Source organism: Streptomyces nodosus (assembly GCF_008704995.1).
Taxonomy (GTDB): domain Bacteria; phylum Actinomycetota; class Actinomycetes; order Streptomycetales; family Streptomycetaceae; genus Streptomyces; species Streptomyces nodosus.
Genome location: NZ_CP023747.1, coordinates 907,547 through 922,395, shown reverse-complemented (window position 1 = coordinate 922,395; position 14,849 = coordinate 907,547). Strand labels below are relative to the sequence as shown.

The window sequence follows — 14,849 nt, the reverse complement described above, 5'->3', positions numbered from 1 at the left end:
CGGATCGTGACCACCTTAGAAGGCTCCCCTGCCGGACCGGGTGCCGACGGCCGGCCGGGAGCCGGCCGTGCCGTCGCCCGCCCGGGCCGCGGCGGCCAGAGCGGGCTGGAGACGGCGGGCGGCATCGAGGTGGTCGCCCGTCCAGATGATGCGCACGGATGTGGCGGTCGCCCTGCCGCGGCCGTCGCTCAGGTCGTGCCGCAGGGATTCGACCAGCCGGGCGTCGGCCGCCGGACGCGGCGGGAGCGGATCCGGGACGGCGGTGTGCCCGATCAGACCGGCGGCCAGGTCCCGGTACCAGTCGCACACCCGGCCCGCCGCACTCAGCAGCGCGAGCCGGGCATCGGTGGGGTCGGTCTCGGTGCGCTGTTCGCCGTGGTGCCGCCACAGCCCCAGCACGGCGTCCCCGGCCAGCCGCAGCCCCACGACACCCGTGACCAGAGTGGTCATGTCCGCCAGCGGCGCGGGCTTCGGACCGCGTTCGGCGAGATAGCTGCGGAAGGCGTCGTCGAGCCGACGCGCCGCGGCGGCGGCCCGGCGGCCCCTTTGCACGGGAGTGTCGGCCGGCGCAGGGTCGGGTCCGCAGCGGCCGACGGCGAATTCCACCGCGCCCGCCAGATACCGGGCACTGTCCGAGTACGCCGCGGCCAGGGCCCGGTCCACCGCCGCCGCGGCGCCGCGCGGCCAGAAGAGCAGCCCCACCAGCACACTCACCGCACAGCCGAGGGCGATGTCCTGGACCCGCAGGAGGGCGAGGTGCCAGTTGGGGGTGTGGCCGATGGTGAACAGGATGACGAGGTTGACGGTGAAGGCCGCCTGACCCGCGGTGAAGGAGATCGCGGCGGGAGCGATGCCGGCGATCAGCACGGTGAGCGGCAGCAGCAGCCAGAGCAGGGTGCCGTGGTGTCCGACGAGATGCAGCAGCCCGGCGCCGACGACGGAACCCGCGATTGTCCCGCTCAGGGCGCGCAGCGCCTTCTCACCGGTGTTGAGCGCGTTCGAACGCAGCACGGACAGGGTGCCCAGGAGCACCCAGAACGAACGCTGAACCCCGGTCAGATCTGCCAGGGCCACCGCGATACCGAGGCCGAGCGCACCGCGCAGGCTGTTGTGCAGCCAGACCGAATGCGGCTCGAGGTGGGCCGCCGCCCGCTCCTGGGCCGCCGCCAGCGGGGAGCCCAGTGTGCCCGGCTCGTGTCCCAGCAGCCACTCCGGCCAGCTGCGCCGCTCGGCGGACGCGGCCAGATCCACGTTGCCCGCGATCTGGAGCGTCACGAAGCCCAGCTCCTGGGCGCGGAACGACAGATCCAGGGTGCCGAGGAAGGCCTGGACCACCGGCCGGGCGCCCGGCCCCGCACGGTGCACGGACAACCGGGTGGTGGCGCTCTGCTCCATGCGCGCCAGATCCGCGCGCAGCTGTGCCGAGGCGGAGTGCAGCGGGTCCGGCGGGCCGTGCGGGGCGCCCAGCAGCTCGGCCGCCCGGTCCAGCACCTCGGCCGCCGCCCGGCGGACGGCACGCGCCGCGGGATCGCAGGCCGGGCGGCTCTCGTGCGGAGCCGCACTGTCGGCCACGACGGCGCTGAGCCAGGTGAGTTCGTCGACCAGCCGGACCAGGGCGCGGGAGCCGGTGGACAGCCCGGTGGGCCGGTAGGGAGTGGTGTCGAAGGCGTGACGCAGATCCACCGCCGCGGTGGCGGTCTCCTCGGCGGCGGCACGGCACCGCCGGGCGCTCGGCGCGTCCGGACCCCCGGTCAGCCGGGCCGCGTCGGTGCGCAGCTGCGCCGCGGCCGCCCGGCAGACACGGGAGGCGGGCGCACAGAGCGGATCCGCCGCGGGCCGGGGCCACAACAGGGAGATCGCGAGCAGGCCGGCGGCGGAGGCGAGCCCCGCCCCGGCCAGCCGCTCCGGCAGTGCCGACGGCGGCGCGGGGGAGGTGACCGCCAGGACGAAGGCCAGCAGCAGCGCGGTCGCCGCCCCCGCGAGGACGGAGCTGACCACACCCGAGAAGAGGATCAGAAAGCCGACCACGATCATGGCGGCCACGGCGAGCCAGGTCTCACGGGAGACGAGCGTGCCGAGGCAGACGAGCACAGCCCAGGCCACCGAGAGCCCCAGCTGTGCCCGCAGCCGCTCTGCCATCGGCCCGGTGAACTCCACCAGCAGCAGCATCGAGAACGCCGCGAACGCCGCGAAGGTCGCCATCGCCGGGGAGCCGAACCCCCGCCCGCACAGGGCGAACAGGGAGGGCACCACCAGCGCGGTGCGCACGGCCCGGCGGGTCGCCGTCAGCTCCGGATCGTGGGTACGCAGCCATGCCGGGAGCCGTCCGGGCACGCTGTGGCCGGGTGTGTCCCTCACCCGCCGCTCCTCGGCCACACCTCGGGCCCACCGCCGTGCCACTCGATCAGGGGCGACGAGGTCACGTCCAGCTCGTCCCAGCCCTCCAGCCCGGCCCGCTGCAGGAGCACCGCCAGATCGTGCAGGCTGTAGGCCATGCCCAGGATCTCGCCGCCGGCCCGGACGCGCCGGCCGCCGGTCTCGGAGGGCGGGGACACGATCACGCGAGGCTTTGCCATGCCCCCAGCCTCACTCGGGGTCACCTGGCCCGCATCCGCGGCCCCGGTACGTGCGCGCCGCGGTGCACCGGGACCGGACGTCGCCGGGCACACGGGCGCCGATGCCCGCCCGCCCGGGGCCGCCGCTCAGCGGGCCGGGTCGTGCCAGTCGTCCCCGGCCGGGAGCAGGGCGTCGGCCTCCTTCGGGCCCCAGGAACCCCTGGGATAGGGGTGGGCGGGGACGACATCGCCCAGCACGGGGTCGACGACGCGCCAGGCCGCCTCCACCGTGTCCTGCCGGGCGAACAGCCGGCGGTCGCCGTCCAGCGCCGCGCCGATGAGCCGGTCGTAGGGGCGCATGTCCGAGCCCGGAAGCCGGCTGAAGGACAGCTCCTCGCGCTGGGCCTGCCAGCCCTCGCCGGGCTTCTTCCCGGTGAGGGTCAAGGACACCTGGGTCTCGGGCCACACCCGGAACCGGAGCATATTGGCGGCGGTCACCGGCCCGAGCCCGAACACGTCGTGCGGGGGACGCCGGAAGCGGACGGCGACCTCGGTGGCGGTCACCGGAAGGCATTTCCCGGCGCGGATGAGGATCGGCACATCGGCCCAGCGCCAGGAGTCGGCGGCCAGCCGGACCGCGGCGAAGGTCTCGGCCGTCGACCGGGGATCCACCCCGGCGACCTCGCGATAGCCCTCGTACTGGCCGCGCACGATGTCCTTCGCGGTCAGCGGCCGCAACGAGGAGAGGACCTCGGCCTTGGTGTCCTGCCAGGATCCCGGCCCCCGACCGGAGGGCGGATCGGCCATGACGGTGGCCAGCACCTGGAGCATATGGTTCTGGAGCACATCGCGTACGGCCCCGGTGCGATCGTAGAACCGGCCCCGGTCGGAGACGTCGAAGGCCTCCGCCATGGTGATCTGGATGCTCTCCACATGGGTGCGGTTCAGCAGCGGCTCGAGCACCGAGTTGGCGAAGCGCGCGAAGAGGACGTTCTCCACGGGGTCCAGCCCGAGCCAGTGGTCCACACGGTAGATCGCGTCCTCGGGAAAGGACCTGTGCAGCGTGGCGTCGAGCCGGCGTGCGCTCTCCAGATCGTGGCCGAAGGGCTTCTCGACCATGATGCGGGCGTTCCCGGCCCGTCCCACGGCGGCGATCCCCTGGGCGATCCGCCCGAACAGCGAGGGCGGCACCTCCAGATAGAACAGGCCGCACCCGCCCCCGCCCATCGCCCTGGACATCGCCGTGTAGGTGGCGTCCTCGTCGAGATCGCCGTCCACATAGCGCAGCAGACCGAGCAACTCGACCGCCGCGGGCGACCGGGGATCCAGCCCGTTGAGGGTGAGGGACGCCTCCGCGTACGCACGGAACTGCTCCAGACTCCAGCCCGTCTTCGCCACACCCACCACGGGGACATCGAGCACCCCGCGCCGCACCAGAGCCACCAGGGCCGGAAAGGTCTCGAGTTTCGCCAGGTCACCGGTCGCGCCGAAGATCACCAGTGCGTCCATGCGCCGTGTCGTCATCGCTGACCCTCCTGTGCCCGCCCCGCCGGCACCCAGCTGATCCGGCCTCAGGCGCTCCCCGCCACCCCACGACGGTATAAAGAATTCCTATGCCTGGCGGAACACGTTTCACGGTTAGGCTCTCGCCCAATCCTCCGGTCAAGATCCGGGCCTCCCGCTTTCCCGAAACGCAAGAGGAGACCACCCGTTGAACGCGAAGTGGCGCGTGAATCCGCAGAACGCAGCACTGCTCGTCATCGACATGCAGAACGACTTCGTTCTCGAAGGGTATCCGATGGAAGTGCCGATGGCGCGCCGACGGCTGCCCGCGATGCAGGAAGTCATTGCCGAATGCCGGGCGTCCGAGATTCCGGTCGTCTACACCAGGCATATTCTGCTGGACGCCTTCGATGTGTCCCCGTTGGAATCCGCCTACAATCCGGCGCTCTTGAGCGCCGGCCTGCGCAAGGGGACGTCCGGTTCGCAGGTCGTGGACGACCTGCGGCCGGAGCCCGACGACGTCGTCATCCAGAAACACCGCTACGACGCGTTCCACAACACACAGTTGGAGAACGTGCTCACCAGCATATCGGGCCTTCGCCAGGTGGACACGGTGATCGTCATCGGCACCCTCACCGAGGTCTGCTGCGACTCCACCGCACGCGGGGCGTATATGCGCGACTTCAAGGTTGCTTTTGTCTCGGACGCCACCGGAGCACGCAGCGACGAGGCGCAAAGAGCCACCGAGAACACCATCGGCACATTCTTCGGCCGGGTGCTCACCACCAGGGAACTGGTCGCGGAGATCCATGAGGGCCGGGAAGGAAGAGCGGCATGACACCGAAAGAGTACGACGTCCGCTACGAGCGTTCCGCGGTACTGCTGTTGTCTCTGGGATTCGGCCTCGTCGGCCTCGACCGCTGGATCATCAGCCCGCTCTTTCCCTCGATGATGAAGGAACTGGGCCTCGACTACCAGGACTTGGGCAACATCATCGGTGTTCTCGGGCTGGCCTGGGGGTGTTCCTCCCTTCTCATCGGCGGTCTCTCCGACCGGCTGGGGCGGCGCAGAATACTGGTCGGCTCGATCGTCCTCTTCTCGGTCTGCTCGCTGCTGACCGGTTTCGTCGGCGGACTGGTCGGTCTGCTGATGGTGCGGATCGTCATGGGGGTCACCGAGGGCGCGTTCACCCCGACCGCGGTGGCCGCGACGGCGGAGGCCTCGCGGCCCGAGCGCCGCGGACTGAACATGGGGATGCAGCAGAGCACCTTCGCCCTGTTCGGCATCGGTCTCGGCCCCATCATCGCCACCCAGCTGCTGCGGGTCCTGCCGAGCTGGCACTGGGTCTTCGGGATCATGCTGCTGCCCGGCCTGGTCCTGGGCTATCTGGTGCTGCGGACCATTCGCGAGCCCCGTCAGCTGCCGGCCTTCACCTCAGCCGTCGCCGCCACCCCCGAGGGCGGGACCCGCTGGCTCGACCTCTTCCGCTACCGGAACATCCGGCTGGCCATCGTCGCCCTGTGCGGCGCGATGACCTGCATCTTCGTGCTGAGTGCCATGGTGCCGAGCTATCTGGTCGACCATCAGGGCATCGGGACCTCCCAGATGGGGGTCATCGCCTCCGGTATCGGTTTCGGCGCCTTCGCGGGGCAGTTGGCCATTCCCGGCCTCTCCGACCGGTTCGGGCGCAGACCCGTGATCGTCGTCGCCCTGCTGATGGCGATGGGCATGCTGATCGGCTTCATCCTGCAGGGGCCGGTGGTGCCACTGCTGTTCCTGCTGCTGTTCTTCGTCGCCTTCGGCGCCAACGGCTGTCTGGCCCTGCTCGCCGGAACCGTGACCGTGGAGTCCGTCCCCGCCGGCCTGATGGCCGCCGCCGCGGGAACCGTCATGGGCATCGCGGAGATCTTCGGCGGCGGTGTCGCCCCGTCCGTCGCCGGATATCTGGCCCAGCACCACGGCATCCACACCGTGCTCTATCTGGCGCTGGGCGGACTGCTGCTCTGTGTGGGGGCCGCGTCCTTCCTCCAGGAGACGGCCCCCAGGAAGACCGGACGCGCCGGCCGGGAGGACACCGCCGTCACGGCGACCGCCGGCGCCTGACGTCGCGGGGACCCGTCAGCAGGTCCCCGGCCCCGGGAGGCACCCGGGATCGGCCCGGACCGGGCGATGCGCGCAGGGGCGGGCGTCTCCGGATCCGGGCCGGTCGTCGTGGAGGAACCCGGCGACCGACCCGGCGAACGCCTCGGTCACCCCGTGGTCCCGGCCGGCGTCACTGACCCCCACGATGACGCTGATCTCCGGAAGCAGCCCGGGCAGCGGGGTGAAGGAAAGGTTCGAGCCGTGCCGTCCCGCGTCGTCGAGGACGACACCGGCCGGAACCACCGTGATGCACTCGCCCAGACGGATCAGCGCACGCATGGTCCGGTAGTCGTCCACCACATGGAAACGGGAGATCTCATAGGTCTCGATCAGTGTGGTGGTGATCCGCGCATGGTGGGTCAGCACCGGGTTGTCGAAGAGGACGAACCGGTGGCGGGAGAGCAGCTCCTTCAGTGCCGGGGCGCTGGTCTCCTCCAGGGCCGTCCCCGGCGGATGGACGAGCGCCATGTCCTCGGTGCCGATGACCTCCGTGGGGAACGGATGGGCCGGCTCGGTGGAGTAGAAGAGCCCGGCGTCGAGCTGGTTGAGCTCCAGCAGGTCGATCACGGTGGTGGCCGGGCGGCTGGTGACCCGGAACTCGTCGGCCCCGTAGCCGGTCAGCGCACTGCTCACCACGGCCCGCACCGCCCGCTCGGGCAGCCAGTTGTCCACCCCGAACACGACCTTGTGCGGATGCCCGGCCACCTCGGCGAAGCTCCGCGGCCTGGCGGCGTCCTTGCTGCCGAGGACCGCCGAGGCGTTCGACAGGTCCCGCATCAGCTGGGCGGCGTACGGCAGGAAGTAGGCGCCCTGGGGCGTCAGCACCACACCGGTCCAGCCCCGTCGGAACAGTGCGAAGCCGAGGCTCTCCTCCAGGCGGCGCAACCGCTGGCTCATGGTGGGCTGGGTGACATAGAGGGCGGCGGCGGCCTTGGAGATGCTCCGGTGCTTGGCCACGGCCAGGAAGGAGCGAAGGGCCTCGAGGTCCATGGCTGCCCCGCTTCCGGTCACGAGAAAGGGTCGAACGAGTCGGACCCTACTGCCTGAGGGAGCCCTTGTGACCTGCTCGGACAGCGGAATTCCGGGGCGCTCGGGCATCCGGGGCCCCGCTCGTCTTCACCCGTCGGAGTGAAGCCTCACGCTAAAGTTGACCTTGAGAACCGACGCGTTCGGTGATCAAGGTGCGGGATGCGCCGTTCATGCCGCGTGCCGCGGTCGGCCCCCTGGCGATATACCCACGGTCCGCCCCGCCCTGCGAAAACGCCCTTTCCGGCGAAACCGGACGCCCTGTCGGGGCCCCGGGGCACAGAGGGCCGTTCGGCCCCCGCCCGGTCCGGCCCCGGGGACTGGTCGGCCCTATCCGCACCCGGTACCCCTTTGGCGATCATGTGGCGGCGGCCGGGAAGCGCCGCGTCCGTTCCCGCACTCACGGCACTTCCCGGCCCGTCGGCTCCATGAACAGCTGGGAAGGGACACCGTCCGGTGGACGAGGCGCAGACAACGCAAGCGACAAGCGTGGAGAGCACGCGGACAGGCCCCGTGGTCCACGAGGAACCGGGGCCGGCCGGGCGGACGCAGAGCAGGCCCTCGTGGGTGGAGTGGCTGACGACCACCGACCACAAGAAGATCGGCACGCTCTATCTGGTCACCGCGTTCGTCTTCTTCATCGTCGGCGGCGTGCTGGCGCTGCTGATGCGCGCCGAGCTGGCCCGTCCGGGCCTGCAGATCATGTCGAACGAGCAGTTCAACCAGGCGTTCACCATGCATGGCTCGATCATGCTGCTGATGTTCGCGATGCCCCTGTTCACCGGCTTCGCCAACTGGATCATGCCGCTGCAGATCGGCGCCCCCGACGTCGCCTTCCCGCGCCTGAACATGCTGGCCTACTGGCTCTTCCTGTTCGGCTCGATGATCGCCGCCTTCGGCTTCCTCACTCCGGGTGGCGCCGCCGACTTCGGCTGGTTCCTCTACGCCCCGCTGTCCGACGCGGTCCACTCGCCGAGCCTCGGCGCCGACCTGTGGATCATGGGCGTGGCCCTGTCCGGCTTCGGTTCGATCCTCGGCGCGGTCAACTTCATCACCACCATCGTCTGTATGCGTGCCCCCGGCATGACGATGTTCCGGATGCCGATCTTCGTCTGGAACGTGCTGCTGACCGCGCTGCTGGTCCTCCTGGTGTTCCCCGTCCTCGCCGCCGCGCTGTTCGCGCTGGAGATGGACCGCAAGTTCGGCAGCCACATATTCGACGCGGCCAACGGCGGGGCGCTGCTCTGGCAGCACCTCTTCTGGTTCTTCGGCCATCCGGAGGTCTACATCCTGGCGCTGCCGTTCTTCGGCATCGTCTCCGAGGTCATCCCGGTCTTCAGCCGCAAGCCGATGTTCGGCTACATGGGCCTGATCGGTGCGACGATCGCGATCGCGGGCCTCTCGGTGACGGTGTGGGCGCACCACATGTATGTCACGGGCGGCGTGCTGCTGCCGTTCTTCTCCTTCATGACCTTCCTGATCGCGGTGCCCACCGGGGTGAAGTTCTTCAACTGGATCGGCACCATGTGGAAGGGCTCACTGTCCTTCGAGACCCCGATGCTGTGGACCGTCGGCTTCCTGGTCACCTTCGTCTTCGGCGGACTGACCGGCGTCATCCTGGCCTCACCGCCGCTGGACTTCCACATCTCCGACTCCTACTTCGTCGTCGCGCACTTCCACTACACGATCTTCGGCACGGTGGTCTACGCGATGTTCGCCGGATTCCACTTCTGGTGGCCCAAGTTCACCGGCAAGATGCTCGACGAGCGCCTGGGCAAGATGACCTTCTGGACGCTGACGGTCGGCTTTCACCTCACCTTCCTGGTCCAGCACTGGCTCGGCGTCGAGGGCATGCCCCGCCGGTACGCCGACTACCTGGCCTCCGACGGCTTCACCGCCCTGAACACCCTGTCCACGATCGGGTCGTTCCTGCTCGGCCTGTCGCTGCTGCCGTTCTTCTACAACGTCTGGAAGACCGCCAAGTACGGCAAGAAGGTCGAGGTCGACGACCCCTGGGGCTACGGCCGTTCCCTGGAGTGGGCCACCTCCTGCCCGCCGCCGCGGCACAACTTCGAGAAGCTGCCGCGGATCAGGTCCGAGTCCCCGGCCTTCGACCTGCACCACCCCGAGATCGCCGCGCTCGAGACCTCGAGGTAGACCGTGGCGCACGCAGTCCTGGCCCTGGGCGTCAGCGTGGTGACCGCGTCCGGCTCCGTCTGGTACCTGCCGGCCGTCGCCGATCTGCGGGCCGGCGCCGACCGTCCCCTCTCCCGCCGCAGCTCGGCGACGGCCTGCCTCACCGGCTGGGCCACCGCCGCGGTCGTCGCGGTCCTGCTGCTGGTGGCGGACTCATGGCGGCCGTCCGCCGTCCTGGCCGTCACGGGTGCCTTCCTCACGGCCGCCTTCCGCACCCGGGCCGGGGCCCAGCGCAGGAACGAGCAGCGGGAGGCCGCCCGCCACTGGGCGAGCCTGACCGAGGACACGCCCGGGACCGCAGGGGCCGGGGGCCGGTTCCCGTACGCCGTGGCCGCCATACTCGGCGCCGGTCTGGCCGTCGCCCTGGCCACCGCGACCCTGCTGCTGGCCGCCGGATCCGAGGACGACCCGCACCGGTGGACGGTCGCGGCCGTCCCCGCGGCGGTCGTCGCCGGCTTCCTCACCCTGGCATTCACCCGCACATCGATGGCCCGCCGACGGGCGGCGGGCCATCTCAGGACCCCGCGCTAGGGGTGGTTCCCGGGTCGGATCCCTCACCGGCCCGGGAATCGCGGCACCCGCTGCCGCCGACGGCACGTCGGGATGCCGCGCCGTCGCCCGCGCCGTACCGTCGACCTGGAACGAACGCGCTCCGCGACCCCGCGGAGCGCCGGTGCGAGACGGTCATGGAGGCGGGCCTCATGTCCCCTGTCCACAGACGGGCGGCCGTCGTCGCCGCCCTCCTCGCCGCCACGGCCTCGGGGACCGGAGCGGTACAGGCCCAGGCGGCGGCCCCGACCTGCCGGACGGCCGATCTGTCCCTGTCCGTCGGTCAGGTGACGGGCGGTGCGGGATCGTTCTTCCACCCGATCCGGTTCACCAACACCTCGGCCCGCAGCTGCGCGCTGCGCGGCTATCCGGGGGTGAGCGTCCTGGACTCGCGGCACCGGCAGATCGGAGCCGCGGCGAGTGCCGGCCCGCACTCCGTGACCACCGTGCTCGTCCATCCGGCCGGGAGTGTCTACGCCGCCGTCCGCACCAACGATCCGAGCATCGTCGACCGTTGCCGGGCGACCTCGACCTATCTGCGGGTCTATCCGCCGGGCAACCGGGAGGCCGTCCTCGTCCCCCACCGGCTGCGCGTCTGCGGGGCCTTCCAGGTCAACCCCGTGCAGAGCACACCGTAGGCCGTCCGACCGAGGGGGAGCGGCGCCTGTTCATCGGGGGGCTCCCCGCCGGACCCCGGTTCCGTGCTCCGCGAGCGGACCCACGGACAGCCCGGCCTCGCGCAGCCCGAGGACCACATCGGGCAGGGCCCCGAGCGCGGCACGCCAGCAGCCGGGGGCCGAGGTCCGGTCGCTGTCGTGCAGCAGCAGCGTGCCCCCGCCGCGCAGCTCCGTCCCGATCACGGCACGTACGGAGGCGGGCGAGGCGTCGGCGGTCCAGTCCCTGCCCCAGGCCGTCCACAGCACGGGCCGCAGTCCCGCCGTCCGGGCGGCCGCCCAGCGGCCGGAGGTGAGGATCCCGTACGGCGGGCGGTACCACCGCGGCCGGCTGCCCGAGACCTCGCCCACCACCCGGGCGGCCCGCACCACCTCCGCCCGGTCCCGGGCGGGGCGGGGCAGCCAGGGGCGGTCATGTCTCCAGCCGTGCACCGCGAGTTCGTGCCCGCGCTCCGCGATCGCCCGGGTCAGCGCCGGATGGCGGACGACACTCTCCCCCAGCAGAAAGAAGGTCGCCCGCACCCCGAGACCGTCCAGTGCGTCCAGAAAGTGCGGGGTCGATGCGGGATCGGGGCCGTCGTCGAAGGTGAGGGCGACATGCCGGGGGTGGCCGGTGCCGGCCAGCCCGGGCAGGACACCGCGCCGCAGCCCCGGAAGCCAGGTGACGGCCGGGCCGATGTGCAGGGCCGCCACGGTGGCGAACGGCGCCAGCACCGTCATCGCGCGCCAGGCCGGGGAGCGACCGTAACGGACGGGGGAAAGGGACACGCGGACTTCCACCTCTTCCTGTCAGGGGCTCCGTACCCGGTCCCGGCGCCCCGGGCTCAGGGCCTCTGCGGCGCCGGCTCCGGGGATCCCGGGTCCGCCCCGTTGTGCGTCGACGACGCCGAGTCCCAGGCGCCGCGCACGGACGGGGCGTTGGCCAGCCCGATGCTTCCCACCCCGATGAGTACGACCCCGGTCACCTCCGGCAGCACCCGCACCCCGAGGGCGATCTGCTCCTCGAACAGCACCGCCCCCAGCACCACGCTGGTCAGCGCGTCGCCGAGGGTGAGGGCGGGCTGGGAGGCCGTCAGCGTCCCGGCCCGCAGCGCGCTCTGCAACAGCAGGAAGGCGATCGCTCCGGCGCCGACCGTGGCATACGGCGGCCACTGCGCCAGCACGGTGCCCGGATCGCGCGCCACCCGCCCCGTGACCTCCTTGAGCAGGGCGGCCGTGGCGGCGAACGACACGGCGGACGCCATCCCCAGCAACGCGGCGCGCGGCGCCCCCCTGACCGGTCGGGACACGGCGACGAGCAGGACCACCGCGCCCAGCAACGACACTCCCGTGAGGAGCCAGCGCCCCGGTGCGGCGGTGGACCGGCCGGGTGAGGGATCGGCCCCGCCCAGGAAGAGCGCGAGCCCCACGGCCAGGGCCATGAACGCCAGCCAGGTGCGGCGGTCCGGACGGCGGTGGAAGACCACGCTGCCGACGGCCAGGGTGAAGAGCAGCTCGGTCACCAGCAGCGGCTGGACGACGGACAGACTACCCAGGGCCAGCGCGGACGCCTGCAGCGCGGTGGACAGGGCGAGGAAACCGGCACCCGCCAGCCAGTGCGGTCGCCGTAGCACACCGGCCAGCCACCGTATCGCCTGGCGCATCCCGCGCCCGCCCTCCGGCTCGTCCGTCGCGGCCCGCCGCTGGAGCACCGAGGCCGCCGCGTTGGACAGCGCCGCGAGCAGGGCCAGCGCCATGGTCAGAGGGTTCACCCGTCACTCATCCGAACCGGGCGGCGAGCCGCCGGTACAGGGCGGGCGTCGTGCCCCGTACCCAGGCGGGAAACCGCAGCCAGCCGGGGACGAAGACCTCGTCCCGGCCGCGGGAGACCGCGCACCAGACGGCCTCCGCCACCCGCTCGGGCGGCACCGGCCTGGGCCTGGAGCGCCGATAGGGGGCTCCGCGGCGTTCGAAGAAGGGGGTGTCCACCACACCGGGGACCACATGGCTGACTCCCACACCGGTGCCGCGCAGTTCATAGCGCAGCGCATCGGCGAAGGCGCCCAGCGCCGCCTTGGCGCCGGAGTAGACGGCCTCGCCGCGCACCCCGACGGTGCCTGCGAAGGATCCGACGATCACCACCCGCCCGGAGCCGGCTTCGACCATATGGGGGAGCAGCTGCCGTACCAGATGCATCGTGGCGAGCACATCGACATCGATCACCTCGTCGATGGCGGGTTCCGGCATGGCGCTGAAGTCACCGGCCCAGCCGATCCCGGCACAGGCCACCAACAGGTCCACCCGGCCCAGATGGCCGAGGGCGAACTCGGCCAGTTGCCGGTGGGCGCCGGGCCGGGTGTGGTCCGAGGGGAAGACGGTGGCGGACGCCTGCGCCGCCACTCGGGACAGCCGGGTCGCGTCGCGGCCGTTGAGCACCATCCGCCACCCGCCCTCGGCGGTCAGCCGGCGGGTGACTGCGGCCCCGATGCCGGAGGAGGCACCGGTCACCAGTGCCGTACCCCGGTGCACCACCGGGGGCGGCTGGTCCAGGAAGAAGCCGGGGACGGAACGGGACGGGGCTTGAGACATGGCGGCTGACCTCGGCGGCGACGGTGAACACCGGAGTGACGGGCGGACGGTTGCTGCTCCCGGGGCCGCCGGAACGGCGGACCGGGAGTGCCCCGCCCGTCACACTCCGGCCTCGGAGCGAGCGTTTGGGACAGCATGACAGGGGACAATCGGTATCGATGTGTGCATTTTCCCCTGGGTTGCGACGACCGGCGACGCGAGCGACGAGCGGCCATGACCACCCCGTTCCGTCAGCCGGGTGAGCGGCGCCGCCCCGCCGACGGGACCGGGTCGTCGGCTCCGCCCGCCGTCACCCCCGTACGCCATGGCTGAGGCGGCGGGCCCCGGGCCCCTGAGGAGGCCTCGGCGACTGCTGATCGTCAGCGCCAGCATGGGATCCGGGCACGACACGGTGGCGGGGGAACTCGCCCGCCGCGCCCGGGGGCAGGGCCATGAGGCGCACCTCGTCGACGTCCTCCGACTGCTGCCGCACGGCCTGGGCGCGGATCTGCGGCGCTGCTACCGGGCCTCGGTACGGCACTTCCCCTGGGCGTACGACGTCCTGTACCGCACCCTGCTGCGGCGCGGGCCGGGCCGCCGCCCGAGCGGTGTCCCGCTGGCCCGCCTCGCAGGCGACCGCCTGACGGAACTGGCGGACCGCACCGGCGCGGATGTGGTGGTCCCCGTCTTCCATCTCGCCGCACAACTGACCGGACACCTCAGGGCCAGCGGCAGGCTCACGGTGCCCAGCGTCGTCTTCCTGATCGACTTCGCCGTGCACCGGCAGTGGCTGCACCAGGGGAACGACGGTTATCTCTGCGTCACGGACGAGGCCGCCGCCGCGGTGCGCCAGGAGATCGCGACGCCCGCCGAGACGACCGGCCCGCTGGTGTCCCCGGAGTTCTTCGCCGCCGCGGCGCCGATGCCGACGGTGCCGCCCGTGGTGCCGATGCCGACGGTGCCGCCCGTGGTGCCCACAGGGCCGGCGCGGCCCCTGGAACCCGAGGTGTCCGCCCCGCCCGTGCCGTCCCCGTGGTCACCGCACTTCACCGCATACGCCGCCGGGCGTACGCCGGTGCTGCTGGCCGCGGGGGCCTGGGGGGTCGGTTCCCGCCTTCCCGCCACCGCCGGGCTGCTGGCCGGGCACGGGTTCCTCCCGGCCGTGCTGTGCGGTCGCAACGAGCGGCTCCGGCGCCGGCTGTCCCGCGTACCGGGCGTGCTCGCCCTGGGGTGGGTCGACGACATGCCCGCTCTGCTGCGGACGTCCGGGGCCCTGGTGGACAACGCCGCGGGGCAGACGGCCGTACAGGCCCTGGCCGCGGGGCTTCCGCTGGTGGGGTACCGGCCGCTGCCGGGGCACGGGGCGGACGGGGTACGCCGGATGGCCGCACTCGGTCTCTCGGAACTCGCCGACGACGAGGCCGGTCTGCTCGGTGCGCTGGACCGGCTCACCATGGCTGGCCCCGCCCGGGAACGCCGGGTGGCCCACGGCCGGTCACTCTTCCGGGGCGATGTCCTTACGCGGCTGCTGGAGTTCGTCGACGCGTCCGCCGGTTGAACCGTCCCGGACGAACCGGGGGCCCGGTGTGCCGGGCCCCCGGTAGAGGCGTGTCGTACCAGCGGACCGCCGCAGGTACGACACGTCGCTCATGGAACC

General features: G+C 72.1%; 13 protein-coding genes. 6 read left to right on the top strand and 7 right to left on the bottom strand.

Going from position 1 to position 14,849, the window contains the following annotated elements; translation table 11 throughout:
• Nucleotides 1-15 precede the first annotated feature (15 nt).
• From CP978_RS04110 to zwf, 3 genes are all read right to left on the bottom strand, one after another.
• Complete coding sequence (locus CP978_RS04110; protein WP_227745313.1) at nucleotides 16-2,358, bottom strand: FUSC family protein; 2,343 nt, start codon at nucleotides 2,356-2,358, stop codon at nucleotides 16-18.
• The gene (locus CP978_RS04105) at nucleotides 2,355-2,576 is read right to left on the bottom strand and encodes a hypothetical protein (RefSeq protein ID WP_043437578.1); all 222 of its coding nucleotides are present in this window, start codon (nucleotides 2,574-2,576) and stop codon (nucleotides 2,355-2,357) included. The genes CP978_RS04110 and CP978_RS04105 overlap by 4 nt, the downstream gene beginning before the upstream one ends.
• Before the next feature lie 126 nt (nucleotides 2,577-2,702).
• The gene (gene zwf, locus CP978_RS04100; RefSeq protein ID WP_043437576.1) at nucleotides 2,703-4,079 is read right to left on the bottom strand and encodes a glucose-6-phosphate dehydrogenase; all 1,377 of its coding nucleotides are present in this window, start codon (nucleotides 4,077-4,079) and stop codon (nucleotides 2,703-2,705) included.
• Between the two features lie 187 nt (nucleotides 4,080-4,266).
• Here zwf and CP978_RS04095 point away from each other — a divergent pair, with 187 nt between their 5' ends.
• Both CP978_RS04095 and CP978_RS04090 read left to right on the top strand, forming a co-directional pair.
• The gene (locus CP978_RS04095; protein ID WP_052454012.1) at nucleotides 4,267-4,896 is read left to right on the top strand and encodes an isochorismatase family protein; all 630 of its coding nucleotides are present in this window, start codon (nucleotides 4,267-4,269) and stop codon (nucleotides 4,894-4,896) included.
• Nucleotides 4,893-6,161, top strand: a complete 1,269-nt coding sequence (locus CP978_RS04090; RefSeq protein ID WP_043437574.1) for an MFS transporter — start codon at nucleotides 4,893-4,895, stop codon at nucleotides 6,159-6,161. Before CP978_RS04095 ends, CP978_RS04090 begins: the two co-directional genes overlap by 4 nt.
• Before the next feature lie 15 nt (nucleotides 6,162-6,176).
• On the opposite strand, the gene CP978_RS04085 is transcribed toward CP978_RS04090, so the two are convergent.
• Nucleotides 6,177-7,190, bottom strand: coding sequence for a LysR family transcriptional regulator (locus tag CP978_RS04085; protein WP_043437572.1), 1,014 nt, complete (start codon nucleotides 7,188-7,190; stop codon nucleotides 6,177-6,179).
• A 549-nt stretch (nucleotides 7,191-7,739) separates the two neighbouring features.
• Between CP978_RS04085 and ctaD the strand changes: the two genes are divergently transcribed.
• From ctaD to CP978_RS04070, 3 genes are all read left to right on the top strand, one after another.
• A complete protein-coding gene (gene ctaD / locus CP978_RS04080; RefSeq protein WP_227745312.1) occupies nucleotides 7,740-9,383 on the top strand; it encodes an aa3-type cytochrome oxidase subunit I in 1,644 nt (547 codons plus the stop codon).
• 3 nt (nucleotides 9,384-9,386) lie between these two features.
• The gene (locus tag CP978_RS04075; protein ID WP_063839039.1) at nucleotides 9,387-9,953 is read left to right on the top strand and encodes a hypothetical protein; all 567 of its coding nucleotides are present in this window, start codon (nucleotides 9,387-9,389) and stop codon (nucleotides 9,951-9,953) included.
• Between the two features lie 170 nt (nucleotides 9,954-10,123).
• Nucleotides 10,124-10,609: a DUF4232 domain-containing protein gene (locus tag CP978_RS04070; RefSeq protein ID WP_158508320.1), complete on the top strand. Its 486-nt coding sequence runs from the start codon at nucleotides 10,124-10,126 to the stop codon at nucleotides 10,607-10,609.
• 30 nt (nucleotides 10,610-10,639) lie between these two features.
• Here the strand turns inward: CP978_RS04070 and CP978_RS04065 are convergent, their stop codons facing one another.
• From CP978_RS04065 to CP978_RS04055, 3 genes are all read right to left on the bottom strand, one after another.
• Nucleotides 10,640-11,365: a polysaccharide deacetylase family protein gene (locus CP978_RS04065; protein ID WP_052454522.1), complete on the bottom strand. Its 726-nt coding sequence runs from the start codon at nucleotides 11,363-11,365 to the stop codon at nucleotides 10,640-10,642.
• Nucleotides 11,366-11,469: 104 nt separating this feature from the next.
• The gene (locus CP978_RS04060; RefSeq protein WP_043437568.1) at nucleotides 11,470-12,396 is read right to left on the bottom strand and encodes a DMT family transporter; all 927 of its coding nucleotides are present in this window, start codon (nucleotides 12,394-12,396) and stop codon (nucleotides 11,470-11,472) included.
• 7 nt (nucleotides 12,397-12,403) lie between these two features.
• Nucleotides 12,404-13,213 (bottom strand): SDR family NAD(P)-dependent oxidoreductase, encoded by an 810-nt coding sequence (locus CP978_RS04055; RefSeq protein WP_052454010.1) that lies wholly within the window; start codon nucleotides 13,211-13,213, stop codon nucleotides 12,404-12,406.
• Nucleotides 13,214-13,583: 370 nt separating this feature from the next.
• Between CP978_RS04055 and CP978_RS04050 the strand changes: the two genes are divergently transcribed.
• Complete coding sequence (locus CP978_RS04050) at nucleotides 13,584-14,750, top strand: MGDG synthase family glycosyltransferase (protein WP_079161996.1); 1,167 nt, start codon at nucleotides 13,584-13,586, stop codon at nucleotides 14,748-14,750.
• The last annotated feature ends 99 nt before the right edge of the window (nucleotides 14,751-14,849 follow it).

Bases quoted from the DNA above. Each gene is read 5' to 3' on its own strand.
- zwf (WP_043437576.1), bottom strand. From the start codon at position 4,079: ATGACGACACGGCGCATGGACGCACTGGTGATCTTCGGCGCGACCGGT.
- CP978_RS04050 (WP_079161996.1), top strand. From the start codon at position 13,584: ATGGGATCCGGGCACGACACGGTGGCGGGGGAACTCGCCCGCCGCGCC.
- CP978_RS04085 (WP_043437572.1), bottom strand. From the start codon at position 7,190: ATGGACCTCGAGGCCCTTCGCTCCTTCCTGGCCGTGGCCAAGCACCGG.
- CP978_RS04090 (WP_043437574.1), top strand. From the start codon at position 4,893: ATGACACCGAAAGAGTACGACGTCCGCTACGAGCGTTCCGCGGTACTG.
- CP978_RS04105 (WP_043437578.1), bottom strand. From the start codon at position 2,576: ATGGCAAAGCCTCGCGTGATCGTGTCCCCGCCCTCCGAGACCGGCGGC.
- CP978_RS04065 (WP_052454522.1), bottom strand. From the start codon at position 11,365: ATGACGGTGCTGGCGCCGTTCGCCACCGTGGCGGCCCTGCACATCGGC.
- CP978_RS04055 (WP_052454010.1), bottom strand. From the start codon at position 13,213: ATGTCTCAAGCCCCGTCCCGTTCCGTCCCCGGCTTCTTCCTGGACCAG.
- CP978_RS04070 (WP_158508320.1), top strand. From the start codon at position 10,124: ATGTCCCCTGTCCACAGACGGGCGGCCGTCGTCGCCGCCCTCCTCGCC.